Source organism: Roseovarius sp. B08 (assembly GCF_051417955.1).
Lineage (GTDB): Bacteria > Pseudomonadota > Alphaproteobacteria > Rhodobacterales > Rhodobacteraceae > Roseovarius.
In genome coordinates, this window is the sequence record NZ_JBPRLW010000001.1 from 1,322,039 (window position 1) to 1,335,229 (window position 13,191).

Sequence of the window (13,191 nt, forward strand, 5' to 3'; positions counted from 1 at the left end):
GTGTTTCGCCGCTCCCCAGGATATTTTCGGCCAGAAGAAGAGACGAGGCTAGTCCGATGTCCGCGCCCAGCAGTGGCGGATGTGGGCGGGCAGCTCGCGGGCGCCGATTGCGGCTTCGCGGACGAGCGCATCGAAATGCAGGGTCAGGGCCGCGACGCGTTCGGTGTCGCGGAACGCGAGATAGTTGCGGCCGATATAAAGCACGGCGAGCAGGGGGCCGAAGACGGTGACGGGCGCCGAGTAGAGCCGGCGGGCGTCAAAGAGGTAGAGGCGCAGGCGGGGGTAGAGCTGCTCGGTGATCTCGAGCAGGTAGTCGACCTGGCCCTGGCGGATGTCGCGGGGCAGGCCGTGATAGTACCCTTCGCCGGCGATGAAACTGTGCAACTCGAAGAGCGGCAGGGCGATCTCGTAGTCCGACTGCGTGCCGCGCATCCATTCGAGGCGATCCTCTGACGCGCCGATGGCCTGTTCGGTGGATCGGCCCAGGTGGGGGGCGTATTCCCATTCGAGCAATTCGCGGGTCTTGAGCATGTCGGGCAGGCCGGCGGGGACGTGGCGGATCTTGTAGCCCGCGGCCTCGCGGTGCCAGGTGAAGATCTGTTCGTCGACGAGCGCCCGGGGGGCCTCGGTCAGCGAGAGCGTGTTGGCGAGTATGTCGGCGGCGGTCTCCGGCCGGTCGGTGAGGCCGAGAAGCCAGTCGGCGGAGACGCCGAGCGCCCGCGCGCATTCGCCCACCACCTGCGCATTGGGCAGGCGGGCCCCGGTGCCCTTGAGCAGTTGCGAGATGGTCGAGCGGTCGACGCCGACGCTGCGGGCCAGCGCGCTTTGCGAGGTGCCGCGCAGGCGCAGCGCCTCGTTCAGGCGGGTGCGGAAAAGGGTGGCGCGGTCGCGCTTGTCGGATTTCTGGATCATGTGTTGGATTTTATCAACAAACGAGAGGTTTGTTAATCATTCTCTGACTGCCCCCCTGACAGGATCTGTCGTAACGCTTTTTGTGAAGGACGGAACTGGGGACAAGATGAAAGTGGAATTCGAAGGCGGCGCCGGGCCGGTGCCGGGGCCGGGGGCGCGTGCGCTCGCGGACGTGGAATGGCCGACACTGGGACTGTTGGCCGGATGTTACGCATTTTGGGGCCTGGCGCTCTACTGGCTGGCGGGGCTGTGGCTGCCGGCAGGTGTGGCGGTGGCGGCGATCGGGATCACGCTGCACTCGTCGCTGGTGCACGAGATGATCCACGGGCACCCGACCCGAAACGAAAGGGTCAACGAGGCGCTCGGGTTTTTCAGCCTCGGGCTCTGCGTGCCCTACCGGCGGTTCATGGACCTGCACCTGGCGCATCACCGCGACAGCCTGCTGACCGATCCCTATGACGATCCGGAATCGAATTACCTGGACCCGGCTGTCTGGGCGCGGCTGCCGGGCTGGTTCCGGGCCGTGCTGCGGTTCAACAACACGCTCTTGGGGCGGATGATCGTGGGGCCGGTGCTGGGGCAGGTGGTGTTCATGCGCGGCGACTGGGCCGCGATCCGGGCCGGCGACCGGGGCATCGCGCGGGCCTGGGCGTTGCACGGGGTGGGCGTTGCAGGCGTGCTGGCGGTGGTCGCGGCCTCGCCGATGCCGGTCTGGGCCTATCTGGTCAGCGCCTATGCGGCCTATGCGATGCTGAAGATCCGCACCTTCCTGGAGCACCGGGCGCATGAGCGCGCCAGCGGGCGCACGGTCGTGGTCGAGGATGGCGGGCCGCTGAGTTTCCTGTTTCTGAACAACAACCTGCACGTGGTGCATCACATGCATCCGCGCGTGGCGTGGTACCACCTGCCGGCGATGTGGCGGCAGAACCGCGAGACGTACCTGCGGCGCAATGGCGGGTACTATTATCGCTCTTACGGCGAGATATTCGCGCGGCACCTGCTGAGGGCGAAGGACCCGGTGGCGCATCCGCTCTGGCGGAGGAAGTAAAACGCGGGCAAGAGGGGATCCATGGTCGAGCCGTGGATCCTTCTTTCCATCATGGCGGCGTTTTTCCAGACGCTGCGCTTCATGTTGCAGAAATCGCTGAGCATGGGGACGTTGAGCGCCCTGGGTGCGACCTTTGCACGGTTCGCCTATGCCGCGCCGATGGCGGCGCTGCTGGCGGGGGGCTATGCGGCGTGGTCCGGGGTGGGGCTGCCAGCGGTGGGCGGGCTGTTCTGGATCTACGTGTTGAGCGGCGGGTTGGCGCAGATCCTGGCGACGTGGTGCGTGGTGCTGCTGTTCGCGGAGCGCAATTTCGCGGTGGGGATCACCTTCAAGAAGACCGAGGTGGTGCAGACGGCGCTGGTGGGGCTGATCGTGCTGGGCGACCGGATCAGCCTGCCGGGACTGGTGGCGATCTTCCTCGGGCTGATCGGCGTGCTGGTGTTGTCGGACGTGCCGGGCGGGGCGGGCGGCTGGTGGCGCCGGGTGGCGAGCCGGGCGCCGGCGCTGGGGTTGGCCTCGGGGGCGTTTTTTGCCGTGTCGGCGGTGACGTACCGGGGTGCGACGCTGGAGGTGGCGAGCGACGACGCTTTCCTGCGGGCGATGATCGCGGTGGCGGCGGTGACGGCGGCGCAGAGCTTCGGCATGGCGGCCTATCTGCGCTGGGGCGAGCCGGGGCAGTTGACCCGCGTCTGGGCGGCGCGGGGGCGCGCGGTGTGGATGGGGGTGACCAGCCTGCTGGGCAGTGTCGGCTGGTTCACGGCCTTCACCTTGCAGAACGCGGCCTATGTGTTCGCGGTGGGGCAGGTCGAGGTGATCTTTTCGCTGATAGCCTCGGTCATGTTCTTTCGCGAGACGGTCACGCGGCGGGAGCTGTTCGGGATCGTGTTGGTGAGTGCCAGCATCCTGCTGCTGGTTTTGCTGGGATAGCCGCGTCGCGCCTCAGCCGGGCCGTTCAGTCTGGCAGCGGCGCGCCGTGGAGACGCTTGAACAGGTTGCTTTCGTCGTCGTTGCGGAAGAACGGCACCGAGGCGGGCGGCGCGGGGTCTTGGGCGCGGGCCTCGATTTCGGCCAGTACGACCTCGGTTATGAAGGGCAGATCGTAGTCGTGGCGGGCGGTGGCCAGCGAGACCCATTGCAGGTGGCTGAGCTCGTCGCAGGCGGGCGAGAAGTCGTCCGGGTCGGAGGCGAGCGCCGTGGCGTCGACCAGAAAGAAGCGCGCGTCGAAGCGCCGGGGGCGGCCCGGCGGGGTGATGGCGCGGAAGACGAATTGCAGCGCGGACGCGTCGGGCAGATGGCCGGTGGCGGCGAAACTTTCCCAGTCGGCCGGCGGCGGGTCGGACCAGTCGCCGGGCTGACCCAGCACCTGGCCGGTTTCCTCCCACAGCTCTCGGACCGCGGCGGCGGCCAGCGCGTGCGACAGGTCGGATTCGCTGTCGTCGCGCAGGCGGGCGGCGCAGCCTGAGGGCATGGGGCGGGCCAGCGGGATCTTGGCATCGCCCGGATCCACCGCGCCGCCGGGAAAGACGAACTTGTTGGGCATGAAGACGGCCTTGGCGCCGCGCTGGCCCATAAGCACCCGCGGCCGGGTCATGCGGTCACGCAGCACGATCACGGTGGCCGCATCGCGGATGGCGGTCTTGTCGGAATGTACGGGGTAGCTTGCGGTCATCTGATCCTGTCCTTCGGCGCCGAAGGGGTCAGGTGTCGTCCCCGAAACCGTGCATCTGGCGCGCCCACTGGAAGCCGACGATGGCCCCCTTCAGCCGGGGCAGAAGGTAAAGCGAGAGCGTGACGCAGCCAATAGCGAAAATGGTGAAGAGCACCAGCGGATCGGGCCGCCACGTGACGAAGACGATGTGCAGGAGCGGCGCCATGAGGTGGCCCACGAACAGGATCGTCAGGTAGGCCGGGCCGTCATCGGCGCGCGCATGGCTGAGATCCTCGCGGCAGACGGGGCAGCTTTGACGCAGCTTGAGATAGCTTTTCAGGATCGGGCCGGAGCCGCAATTTGGGCACGTGCGCCGGAACCCGCGAAAGACGGCGGGCCAGAGTGCGCGTTCCTCGGTGTCCTGGCCTTGCGTCGATCCGTGCGACGCGGCGGACGTTTGTGTGGGGTGGTCGGTGGTGGTCATGGGGCCTCGCCAGTCAATGGCTCTACAGGTGCGCTGTCGGGGGTGAAATTGGAAGGTGACAGGCTGTCCGTGCGTCGGGATGTCGCAAAGGCGGGGGCCGTGCTGCCCGGAAAAAAGTCGATGCGGCGCGACGGAACGCGGCAGGCCCGCCGTTTAGGGGACAAGATCGCGACGGCAGGCGCGGTCGGGACGAACTGGCGAGGCGCGGGATCGCGCTGCAACGAACCTGTCCGAGATGGAGCATGAAGATGAAGAACCTGATGATCATGAGCGCCCTTGGGATGTCGATCGCCCTGGGCGGGGCCGTGCAGGGCCACGCCGCGTCGGGCGAGGGCAAGGGCCCGCGGCATTCGTTCGAGAAGTTGGACGCCAATGGTGATGGCCAGCTGACGAAAGAAGAGATGCAGGCGCATATGAAAGCGCGGTTCGATGCCGCCGACATCGATGGCGACGGCGTGATGAGCCTTGAAGAGCTCCAGGCCCGGGGTCAGGAGAAGGCGGCCAGGCGGGCCGGCAAGATGATCGAGCGGCTGGATACCGACGGCGATGGCGGCGTGAGCTTCGAGGAGGCGCAGGCGCGGCGCGGCGGCAAGATGTTCGACCGGGTCGACGCCGATGGCGACGGCGCGATCAGCAAGGCCGAGTTCGACACCGCACTGGAGAAGATGCGCGAGATGCGGGCCAAGCATCACGGCAAGAAGAAAGAGCAGAACGCGGAGTGATTCGCGCGGTCCCGCCCCGGTGCCCTTCGCCGGGCTGGCCGGGGCGGGGCGTTTCGGCGTAAGAACCGGACGCAGATGACGGGGCAGGATGCACGACCGGGACATGACGATGCCGCTCGACGCCATGAACGACGTGCCCGACGAGGCGCTGCTGGTGCTGTTCGCCAATGGCGAGCGGGACGCGGCGCGGGCACTGACCCTGCGGTTGAGCCCGCGGGTTCTGGCCCATGCCTATCGCCTGCTGGGCAACAGGGCGGAGGCGGAGGACGTAGCGCAGGAGGCGCTGCTGCGGCTGTGGCGGGTGGCGCCGGAGTGGCGGCAGGGCGAGGCGAAGGTGACCACCTGGCTGTACCGGGTGGTGGCGAACCTGTGCACCGACCGGCTGCGCCGGGGCTGGCGCCAGCGTCCGCTGGAGGCCGCGGGCGAGCCGGCGGACGCGCAGGCGAGCGTGGCCGACGACATGCAGGACCGCACACGGACCGATGCGTTGCAGGCCGCGTTGCAGGCCTTGCCGGACCGCCAGAGGCAGGCGGTGGTGTTGCGCCATATCGAGGAACTCGGCAATCCTGAGATCGCCGAGATCATGGAGATCAGCGTCGAGGCGGTGGAAAGCCTGACGGCGCGGGGAAAGCGGGCCCTGAGCGACATGTTGCGGGGCAGGAAGGATGAACTGGGGTACGTCGAATGAGCAAGAGCGGCACACCTGAAGACGCGCTGACGGCAGCCTTTGCCGCCGCGCGGCGCACGGCGCCGGAGCCGGAGGCCGATTTCCTGGCGCGGGTGCTGGCCGATGCGGAAGGCGTGCAGGAGGGTTTCGCCAAGGCAAAGGTGGCCGAAGCGGCTGCTGAGGCACGTTTTGGAACCACGTCACGCGGTGGATGGCGCGGGGTGTTCCAGGCGTTGGGTGGCTGGCCCGCGGTTTCGGGGCTGGGGGCGGCGGCGGTGACGGGCCTCTGGATCGGGGTGGCGCCGCCTGAGCGGCTGGACGCGACCGCGCAGCAGGTGTGGGGCGAGGACATCACCCTGGCCTTGCAGCCCGATATCGGAACCGACCTGTTCCCGGACGAGGAGGGATGAGCATGGATGACCGGACCGAACAGGCCCCCCGCACGGGGGCGCCGCGGTGGATGCGGTGGCTGCTGGTGGCGTCGCTGGCGTTGAACCTGCTGGTCGTCGGCGTGGTGGCCGGGTACGCGATCAAGGGCGGACCGGACGGGCGCAAGGGGCCGCCGGGCAGCATGGGGGCGATGCACCGGGCGCTGAGCGATGCCGAACGCGACGACCTCAAGAGCCGGATGATCCGCGAGTTCCGTGACAGGAAAGACGAGCGCACGGCGGTGCGCCGGGAAATGGACGCCCTGGTCGTGCTGCTGCGCGCCGAGCCGTTCGACACGGCCGCTGCGACGGAGCGGATGGCGCAGGTGCGGGCGCTATTCGGCGGGCGGGTGGCGTCGGCGCAGGACTTGCTGATCGCGTATTGGAGCGAAATGAGCCTGGAAGACCGCGCGGCCTATGCCGACCGGCTGGAGCAGGAGTTGCAGCGGCGCCGACGCTGAGGCCGGTCGGGCGGTCCTAGGCCGCCGAGGGCTGCGAGATCGTAGCCATGTCGCGCCCGCCGGACTTGGCGGCGTAGAGCGCGTGGTCGGCCTCGGCCACCATGGCCTCGGGATCCAGCGTGTCCCCCCGAAGTGCGGGATTGGCCACAGTGGCGCCGATGCTGACGGTCAGCGAAACCGGGGCCTCGACGCCGGGCAGGATGATGGCGGTGTCGCGCACGGTCTGGCACAAGTGCTTGGCCATGGCGCGGGCGTCCGCGATACCCGATTGGGGCATCAGCACCAGGAATTCCTCGCCGCCGATGCGCGACAGGCTGTCGCCGGGGCGCAACGCGTCGCGCAGGGCATGGGCAATGCGGGTCAGGACCTGGTCGCCGGCGGCGTGACCGTAGGTGTCGTTGACCGCCTTGAAATGGTCGAGGTCGGCCACCATCAGCGCGAAAGGCTGCCCGCTGGCGCGGGACGTCTCGATCATCCGGGCCATTTGCGACAGCGCGTAGCGGCGGTTGTAGAGCCCGGTCAGCGGGTCGGTCACCGCGGCGTGCAGCCCGGTTCGCAACCGGGCCTTTTGCGTGTCGTCGGCCTGTTTGGCGCGCAGCAGCTTGTCGAGACGCAGGGTGATCTCGTGCGGGTCCGCCTCTTGGACGGCGATGTCGTGCACGCCGAGGTCCAGCAGCTTTGCCGCCAGACCGTCGTCGGCGGGGTCCATCACCGCAAGCACCCGCGACCTGCGGGTCTGCGGCGCGCCGCAAAGCTCGGCCAGGCGAACCAGCTCGGGCTCGCCGGCACCGGCGGGCAGGAAGACCAGCAGCACATCGGGCGATGCGCGCAGTCCGGCAAGCATCTCGGCATGGCCCGCACGGACGGTTTCGAACCTGTGCGCGGTGCCCTGGGCCAGGCGGCGGCACAGCGCCTGATCCCGGGCGGTGCCGGAATGCAGGGCGACGATCAGGCCGCGGCTTGTGAAGCCCGCCTGCGCCTCGGCGAACCCGAGAGCCTCGGCGGTGCCGGTGGTCAGGTTCAGGTCGGCCTCGACCGGGGCGTGGCGCGACATCGAGCGCAGGCGGGCCAGCAGGGTCTTGTCGCAGAAGGGCCTGGGCATCACGTCCTCGGCCCCGGCCCGCAGCAGATCGAGTCGGCGCAGGGGCGTGCATGTGGCGGTGAGCACCAGCACCGGCAGCCGGTCGCAACCGGGCAGGGCGTGGATGTCGCGGATCAGGTCGCCGGCGGCGCGGTCGGGCAGGTCGCCGGAGATCAGGACGCATTGCGGCCGGTCGCGCAGGATCGCGGCGACGGCCTCGGCCGCGGTGCTGGCCTGATCGACGCTGAAATAGGCCGCCGACAGCTTGACCTTCAGCACGATGCGATTGGTCGCAAGACCATCGACGATGAGAATGGTGCCCGACATGCGCCAAGCCTTTCCGACTTGTCCTTTCCGATGGCTACACTATCCCTGTCAATGGTTAAGAAAACCTTGCCGGGAATTAATCAATATGGGCGCAGAGCAAGATCATGCCGAAACTGTCGGGCTGACCGCCCTGGCCTGGGTCGCGGGCCACGAAAACCTGCTGGACGTGTTCATGGGGTCCACGGGCGCGGGTCTGGACGACCTGCGGGAACGGGCGCAAGATCCTGATTTCCTTGCATCTGTGCTGGATTTCATTCTTATGGACGACGCTTGGGTCATGGAGTTCTGCGATGCGCATGACATGGCGCCCGAGGCGCTGATTCAGGCGCGTGCCGCCCTGCCGGGCGGGGTGCAGACCCATTGGACATGAGGTCAGGGCGAGGATCGAAAGGTGAACGGACCGGCAAGAAAGGTTGATGGGCTGCTCTTTGACAAGGATGGCACGCTCTTCGACTTTCACACCACCTGGAGCACCTGGGCAGGGGAGCTGATCGAGGACCTGGCCGGCGGTGACACGCAGGTGCGGGCGCGGCTGGCCCGGGAGATGCATTACGACCTGGCGACGCGGCGCTTTCGGCCGACAAGCCCGATCATCGCGGGCACCAACCGCGAGGCGGCGGAATGCGTCGCGCGGGCGCTGCCGGACCGGGAGGTGGCCGACCTGGAGCTTTACCTGATGCAGACCTCGGCCACAGCGCCACAGGCCGAAGCGGTGCCGCTGATACCGTTCCTGGCGGCGCTGAAGGCGGAGGGCATCGCGCTGGGTGTGGCGACCAACGATACCGAATATGGCGCCCGCGCGCATCTGGGCGAAGCCGATGTCACCGCTTTTTTCGATTTCATCGCCGGGTTCGATTCGGGTCACGGCGCCAAGCCCGAACCCGGGCCGTGTCTGGCGTTTGCCCGCGCCACCGGCCTGCCCCCGGCGCGGGTGGCGATGGTGGGAGACAGCACACATGACCTGATCGCGGGGCGCGCGGCTGGGATGCAGACCATCGCGGTGCTGACCGGCCCGGCCCCCGCCGAGGCGCTGCGGGCGCATGCGGATGTCATTCTGCCCGACATCGGGCATATCCCGGACTGGATGACGGCGTGAGCGCGGGCTTGTCCCGCGGCGTACTTCTGGCGCTTTTCGGCACGCTGGTGCTGACGCCCGACGCGATGCTGATGCGGCTGTCGGGCATGGAAGGCTTTCAGATGACCGGCTGGCGCGGGCTGTTCATGGGCACGATGATGGTGCTGGCCTGGGCCGCGCTGAGCCGGGACCGGGCGGGGGACGTCGCGCGGCTGTGCCGCGGGCCGGGGATGCTGATCGTGGCGGCGCAGGTCCTGAACTCGATGCTGTTCTGCCTGGGGATCGCGTCGGCCCCCGCGGCGATGGTGCTGATGGGCGTGGCGGCGGTGCCGGTGTTCTCGGCCGTATTGAGCCGGGTGGTGACCGGAGAGGCGACATCGGCGCTGACCTGGGCCGCCATTGCGGCGGTGATGACGGGAATTGGCATCGCGGTTCTGGGCAGCGGGCACGGCGACGTGGCGTTGAACTGGGCTGCGGCGACCGGGGCGGTGTTTGGCCTGGGCGTGGCGTTCGTGCTGGCGCTGAACTTCGTCACGGTCCGTGCGAGCCCCGACCTGCCGATCCTGCTGGCCATCGGGGTGGGCGCGTGGATCGCGGGCGGAATCGGCTGGTCGCTGACCGGCGTTGACGCGATGTTCGAGGGTCGGGTCTGGGCCATGGCGATCACCGGGGGCGTGGTGCTGCCGGTGTCGTTCTTCATGCTGTCGCTGGCCGCGCGCCATACGCTGGCGGCCAATGTCAGCCTGCTTATGTTGCTGGAAACGGTGCTGGGGCCGCTGTGGGTCTGGATCGGCGCGGGCGAGCGGCCCACCGTGGCGATGCTGATCGGCGGGGCGGTCGTGGTGGGCAGCCTGGCCGTGTATCTGTCGATCCTGCGACGGCGCGCGGCGCTAATAGTGCCGCGATAGTTCACCTGCGACAGGTTCTGTCGCAAAGCGGCAAACCAGCGGGCCTGCGCGGTGATTGCATGGAGAGAGCCCCTGGAGGAGACTCGCCATGGCAGACACAGCCTTACGCAGGAAACGCAGCGGCGGACGGGCCGGGAACGCGACGCGCCGGGGCACGGCCGTCATCGACCAGATGCCCTGGAACCCGCCGATCAACATCGACCGGCCGGTCGAGCCTCTGGACGAGACGGGCATCGAGGCGATCCACCATGGCGCCATGCGAATCCTCGAGGAGATCGGGATCGAGTTCCTGAACGCGGAGGCGGTGGAGATCCTGCGCGGCACGGGGGGCTGCGACATCAACGGCGAGAACGTGCGGATGGGCCGCGAGTTCGTGATGGAGATGATCGGCAAGGCGCCGGGCGAGTTCACCATCACGCCGCGCAACCCGGACCATGCGATCACCATCGGGGGCCGGCACCTCAATTTCGGCAATGTCTCCTCGCCGCCGAGCTATTGGGACATGGGCATAGGCCGCAAGGTGACGGGCACGCGCGAGATGTGCGCCAACCTGTTGAAATTGAGCCAGTATTTCAACTGCATCCATTTCGTCGGCGGGTATCCGGTGGAACCGCAGGACGTTCATGCCAGCGTGCGGCACCTGGATGTGCTCTATGACAAGCTGACGCTTACCGACAAGGTGGCGCACGCCTATTGCCTGGGCCGCGAACGCGTCGAGGACGTGATGGAGATGGTGCGTATCGCGGGCGGCCTGACGGACGCGGAGTTCGAATCCAGCCCGCACATGTATTCCAACATCAACTCGACCTCGCCGTTGAAGCATGACTACCCGATGCTGGACGGCTGGATCCGCCTGGCGCGGCGCAACCAAGGGCTGGTGGTGACGCCGTTCACGCTGGCCGGGGCGATGGCGCCGGTGACCATGGCGGGGGCGGTGGCGCAAAGCCTGGCCGAGGGGCTGTGCGCGATCGTGCTGGCGCAGGCGATCCGACCCGGGGTGGGGTGCGCCATCGGCACGTTCACCAGCAATGTCGACATGAAGTCGGGCGCGCCGGCCTTCGGCACGCCGGAATACATGCGTGCGACGCAGATGACGGGGCAACTGGCGCGGTTCTACGGCCTGCCGATGCGCGCGTCGGGCGTGTGTGCGGCGAACGTGCCGGACGGGCAGGCGATGTGGGAAACCTCGAACAGCCTGTGGTCGGCGGTGCAGTCGGGGGCGCACATGGTCTATCACGCCGCCGGATGGCTGGAAGGCGGACTGATCGCGAGCCCGGAGAAATTCATCATGGACTGCGAGATCCTGCAGCATATCCAGCGCTATATGGATCCGCAGGTGACGGCGACCGGGCCGGACGAGATTGCCGTCGAGGCGGTGCGCGAGGTCGGCAACCAGGGGCATTTCTTTGGCATTCAGCACACGCAGGACCGCTATACGACCGCGTTCTACCAGCCGTTCCTGAGCGACTGGCGCAATTTCGAGGCCTGGGAAGCGGCGGGCGGCATGTGGACGCCGCAACGCGCGCATCAGGTGTTCCGTGACATTATCGCCAGCTTCGAGGCGCCGCCGATGGACGAGGCGATCCGGGAAGAGCTTGCGGCCTTTGTCGCCAAGCGAAAGGAAGAGGGCGGGGCGCCGACCGATTTCTGACCCCTTCCGGGCCGAGCGAAGGTAGAGACAAGTTTAAACGTTCAAGGCTTCTTAATCCCGTTGTGCAAAGGCTTGCCCGAGATTCAGGAGTGAGCGATGCACGGGCTGATCAACCGGGCCATGGAGTTGTTCCTGCGCGATACGTACGGGCAGGAAGCGTGGGAAGAGATTGCCCGCCGCGCGGAGCTTGCACCGCCGGAATTCGAGGCGATGCTGGATTATCCCGATGCGCTGACCGTCGACGTGCTGGCTCAGGCCGCGGAACTTCTGGGTAAACCCGAGGACGAGGTGCTGGAGGATATAGGCACCTACCTCGTTTCGCACCCCACCACCGAGGCGTTGCGGCGCCTGCTGCGGTTCTCGGGTGCGGATTTCACCGATTTCCTGCATTCGCTGGACGATCTGCCCGCGCGGGCGCGGCTGGCGGTGCCGCAGCTGGACTTGCCGCCGGTCACGCTGACAGATCATGGGGGACAGAAGTTCTCGGTCACGGTGGGGCAGCACGGGACAGGGGGCTTTGGTTTTGGTCACGTGGTGCTGGGGCTGTTGCGGGCGATGGCGGACGATTACGGTGCGCTGGTCTTGCTGGAGTACAAGGGCCGGAGCGGCAGGGCGGAGACGGTCGAGGTTCAACTGCTCGAGACGGCCTTTGCCAGCGGTCGCAGTTTCACGCTGGGGGCCGCCGGGTGAAAGCCGATGCAATCGAGACCTCGGCGGCTCTGCTGGACGAACTGTGCCCGATGTGCCTGGTGCTGGATGCCAGGGCGCAGATCGTGCACGCCGGTCCCACGGCGCGAAAGGTCCTGGGCGCCACGGGATTGATCGGGCGGCATTTCTTCGATCTTTTCGAGGTCAAGCGTCCACGGCTCGATCCCGGTGCGCCGGGCCTTCGCGCGGCGGGCGGACGGCGGTTGCATTGTGTTTTGCGCGGACCTCCACGGACCGAGTTCAAAGGGGTCGCCGTACCTTTGCCCGAGGAACAGGTTCTGGGCCCGCCGGGCGGTGTGATCGTCGATCTGAGCTTTGGCATCGGCGTCATCGACGCGGTGGGACGTCACGACCTGTGCAGCGCAGATTTCGCGGTGACGGATCTGGCGGTGGAAATGCTTTATCTGGCCGAGGCCAAGGCGGTTGTGACCGACGCCTGGCAAAAGCTGAACCAGCGGTTGCACGGCGCGAAGGCGGCGGCCGAGGAGGAAGCCTATACCGATACGCTGACCGGTCTGTGCAATCGCCGCGCGCTGGAGCCCGTGTCACAGCGGCTGATCGCGGGCGGGGAGGAGTTTGTCCTGATGCATCTCGATCTCGATTTCTTCAAGTCGGTCAACGACACACTGGGCCACACGGCGGGCGACCACGTGTTGCGGCGCGTGGCGCAGATCCTGCGGACGGAAACCCGGGACGGGGATACGGTGATCCGCGTGGGCGGCGACGAGTTCGTGCTGATCCTGGAGGGGCGGACCTCAGAAGAGGAGCTGGCGCGCGTGGCCGGCCGGCTGATCCAGCGGCTGGAGCAGCCGGTCGCCTTCAACGCAGAGGTCGCGCGAATATCGGCGAGCATCGGCTCGACACGCAGCAGCAGCTATGCCGAGCCGCGGCTGGCCATGATGATGGACGACGCGGACCTTGCGCTTTATGCCGCAAAGCAGGCTGGCCGCGGGCGCCACGTGGCATTCAAGCCCGCGCTGCGCAAAGCGGTCGAGTCGCCGCCTGGCGGTGCGGTGACGCCGGTCTGAAGGGCCCCGGGCCTTGTGCCGCAGAGCCGCGCCCGCTAACGAA

General features: G+C 67.8%; 16 protein-coding genes. 12 read left to right on the forward strand and 4 right to left on the reverse strand.

Annotated features, from left to right (window positions below; translation table 11 throughout):
• Window positions 1–48: 48 nt before the first annotated feature.
• Window positions 49–912 (reverse strand): helix-turn-helix domain-containing protein, encoded by an 864-nt coding sequence (locus ACSQ76_RS06695; RefSeq protein ID WP_437155944.1) that lies wholly within the window; start codon window positions 910–912, stop codon window positions 49–51.
• A 106-nt stretch (window positions 913–1,018) separates the two neighbouring features.
• On the opposite strand from ACSQ76_RS06695, the gene ACSQ76_RS06700 reads away from it, so the two are divergent.
• Entirely contained in the window at window positions 1,019–1,960 is a 942-nt protein-coding gene (locus tag ACSQ76_RS06700) for a fatty acid desaturase (RefSeq protein ID WP_437155945.1), read from the forward strand.
• 21 nt (window positions 1,961–1,981) lie between these two features.
• A complete protein-coding gene (locus tag ACSQ76_RS06705; protein WP_437155946.1) occupies window positions 1,982–2,887 on the forward strand; it encodes an EamA family transporter in 906 nt (301 codons plus the stop codon).
• Window positions 2,888–2,912: 25 nt separating this feature from the next.
• Here the strand turns inward: ACSQ76_RS06705 and ACSQ76_RS06710 are convergent, their stop codons facing one another.
• Window positions 2,913–3,629, reverse strand: a complete 717-nt coding sequence (locus ACSQ76_RS06710) for an NUDIX hydrolase (RefSeq protein ID WP_437155947.1) — start codon at window positions 3,627–3,629, stop codon at window positions 2,913–2,915.
• Between the two features lie 28 nt (window positions 3,630–3,657).
• On the reverse strand, window positions 3,658–4,092 hold the full coding sequence (locus ACSQ76_RS06715; RefSeq protein ID WP_437155948.1) for a DUF983 domain-containing protein: 435 nt from the start codon (window positions 4,090–4,092) through the stop codon (window positions 3,658–3,660).
• 248 nt (window positions 4,093–4,340) lie between these two features.
• Here ACSQ76_RS06715 and ACSQ76_RS06720 point away from each other — a divergent pair, with 248 nt between their 5' ends.
• The 4 genes from ACSQ76_RS06720 to ACSQ76_RS06735 all read left to right on the forward strand — a co-directional run bounded on the left by ACSQ76_RS06720 (window position 4,341) and on the right by ACSQ76_RS06735 (window position 6,370).
• Window positions 4,341–4,814 carry an EF-hand domain-containing protein gene (locus ACSQ76_RS06720; RefSeq protein ID WP_437155949.1) on the forward strand — a complete coding sequence of 158 codons (474 nt, stop codon included), beginning with the start codon at window positions 4,341–4,343 and terminating at the stop codon, window positions 4,812–4,814.
• A 103-nt stretch (window positions 4,815–4,917) separates the two neighbouring features.
• A complete protein-coding gene (locus ACSQ76_RS06725) occupies window positions 4,918–5,502 on the forward strand; it encodes an RNA polymerase sigma factor (protein WP_437158171.1) in 585 nt (194 codons plus the stop codon).
• On the forward strand, window positions 5,499–5,891 hold the full coding sequence (locus ACSQ76_RS06730) for a hypothetical protein (RefSeq protein WP_437155950.1): 393 nt from the start codon (window positions 5,499–5,501) through the stop codon (window positions 5,889–5,891). Before ACSQ76_RS06725 ends, ACSQ76_RS06730 begins: the two co-directional genes overlap by 4 nt.
• A gap of 2 nt (window positions 5,892–5,893) precedes the next feature.
• Window positions 5,894–6,370, forward strand: a complete 477-nt coding sequence (locus tag ACSQ76_RS06735) for a periplasmic heavy metal sensor (protein WP_437155951.1) — start codon at window positions 5,894–5,896, stop codon at window positions 6,368–6,370.
• Window positions 6,371–6,386: 16 nt separating this feature from the next.
• Here ACSQ76_RS06735 and ACSQ76_RS06740 read toward each other — a convergent pair whose 3' ends face one another.
• Window positions 6,387–7,778, reverse strand: a complete 1,392-nt coding sequence (locus ACSQ76_RS06740) for a diguanylate cyclase domain-containing protein (RefSeq protein WP_437155952.1) — start codon at window positions 7,776–7,778, stop codon at window positions 6,387–6,389.
• An 85-nt stretch (window positions 7,779–7,863) separates the two neighbouring features.
• On the opposite strand from ACSQ76_RS06740, the gene ACSQ76_RS06745 reads away from it, so the two are divergent.
• The 6 genes from ACSQ76_RS06745 to ACSQ76_RS06770 all read left to right on the forward strand — a co-directional run bounded on the left by ACSQ76_RS06745 (window position 7,864) and on the right by ACSQ76_RS06770 (window position 13,148).
• Entirely contained in the window at window positions 7,864–8,148 is a 285-nt protein-coding gene (locus ACSQ76_RS06745) for a DUF3572 domain-containing protein (RefSeq protein WP_437155953.1), read from the forward strand.
• 21 nt (window positions 8,149–8,169) lie between these two features.
• Window positions 8,170–8,874 (forward strand): HAD family hydrolase, encoded by a 705-nt coding sequence (locus tag ACSQ76_RS06750; protein WP_437155954.1) that lies wholly within the window; start codon window positions 8,170–8,172, stop codon window positions 8,872–8,874.
• On the forward strand, window positions 8,871–9,761 hold the full coding sequence (locus ACSQ76_RS06755; protein ID WP_437155955.1) for a DMT family transporter: 891 nt from the start codon (window positions 8,871–8,873) through the stop codon (window positions 9,759–9,761). The genes ACSQ76_RS06750 and ACSQ76_RS06755 overlap by 4 nt, the downstream gene beginning before the upstream one ends.
• Window positions 9,762–9,849: 88 nt before the next feature.
• The gene (locus ACSQ76_RS06760) at window positions 9,850–11,412 is read left to right on the forward strand and encodes a trimethylamine methyltransferase family protein (RefSeq protein WP_437155956.1); all 1,563 of its coding nucleotides are present in this window, start codon (window positions 9,850–9,852) and stop codon (window positions 11,410–11,412) included.
• Window positions 11,413–11,508: 96 nt separating this feature from the next.
• On the forward strand, window positions 11,509–12,102 hold the full coding sequence (locus ACSQ76_RS06765; protein WP_437155957.1) for a heme NO-binding domain-containing protein: 594 nt from the start codon (window positions 11,509–11,511) through the stop codon (window positions 12,100–12,102).
• On the forward strand, window positions 12,099–13,148 hold the full coding sequence (locus ACSQ76_RS06770) for a diguanylate cyclase domain-containing protein (RefSeq protein ID WP_437155958.1): 1,050 nt from the start codon (window positions 12,099–12,101) through the stop codon (window positions 13,146–13,148). Before ACSQ76_RS06765 ends, ACSQ76_RS06770 begins: the two co-directional genes overlap by 4 nt.
• The last annotated feature ends 43 nt before the right edge of the window (window positions 13,149–13,191 follow it).

Excerpts from the sequence above, each read along its gene's own strand:
- ACSQ76_RS06695 (WP_437155944.1), bottom strand. The coding sequence starts at position 912 with ATGATCCAGAAATCCGACAAGCGCGACCGCGCCACCCTTTTCCGCACC.
- ACSQ76_RS06700 (WP_437155945.1), top strand. The coding sequence starts at position 1,019 with ATGAAAGTGGAATTCGAAGGCGGCGCCGGGCCGGTGCCGGGGCCGGGG.
- ACSQ76_RS06705 (WP_437155946.1), top strand. The coding sequence starts at position 1,982 with ATGGTCGAGCCGTGGATCCTTCTTTCCATCATGGCGGCGTTTTTCCAG.
- ACSQ76_RS06710 (WP_437155947.1), bottom strand. The coding sequence starts at position 3,629 with ATGACCGCAAGCTACCCCGTACATTCCGACAAGACCGCCATCCGCGAT.
- ACSQ76_RS06715 (WP_437155948.1), bottom strand. The coding sequence starts at position 4,092 with ATGACCACCACCGACCACCCCACACAAACGTCCGCCGCGTCGCACGGA.
- ACSQ76_RS06720 (WP_437155949.1), top strand. The coding sequence starts at position 4,341 with ATGAAGAACCTGATGATCATGAGCGCCCTTGGGATGTCGATCGCCCTG.
- ACSQ76_RS06725 (WP_437158171.1), top strand. The coding sequence starts at position 4,918 with ATGACGATGCCGCTCGACGCCATGAACGACGTGCCCGACGAGGCGCTG.
- ACSQ76_RS06730 (WP_437155950.1), top strand. The coding sequence starts at position 5,499 with ATGAGCAAGAGCGGCACACCTGAAGACGCGCTGACGGCAGCCTTTGCC.
- ACSQ76_RS06735 (WP_437155951.1), top strand. The coding sequence starts at position 5,894 with ATGGATGACCGGACCGAACAGGCCCCCCGCACGGGGGCGCCGCGGTGG.
- ACSQ76_RS06740 (WP_437155952.1), bottom strand. The coding sequence starts at position 7,778 with ATGTCGGGCACCATTCTCATCGTCGATGGTCTTGCGACCAATCGCATC.
- ACSQ76_RS06745 (WP_437155953.1), top strand. The coding sequence starts at position 7,864 with ATGGGCGCAGAGCAAGATCATGCCGAAACTGTCGGGCTGACCGCCCTG.
- ACSQ76_RS06760 (WP_437155956.1), top strand. The coding sequence starts at position 9,850 with ATGGCAGACACAGCCTTACGCAGGAAACGCAGCGGCGGACGGGCCGGG.
- ACSQ76_RS06765 (WP_437155957.1), top strand. The coding sequence starts at position 11,509 with ATGCACGGGCTGATCAACCGGGCCATGGAGTTGTTCCTGCGCGATACG.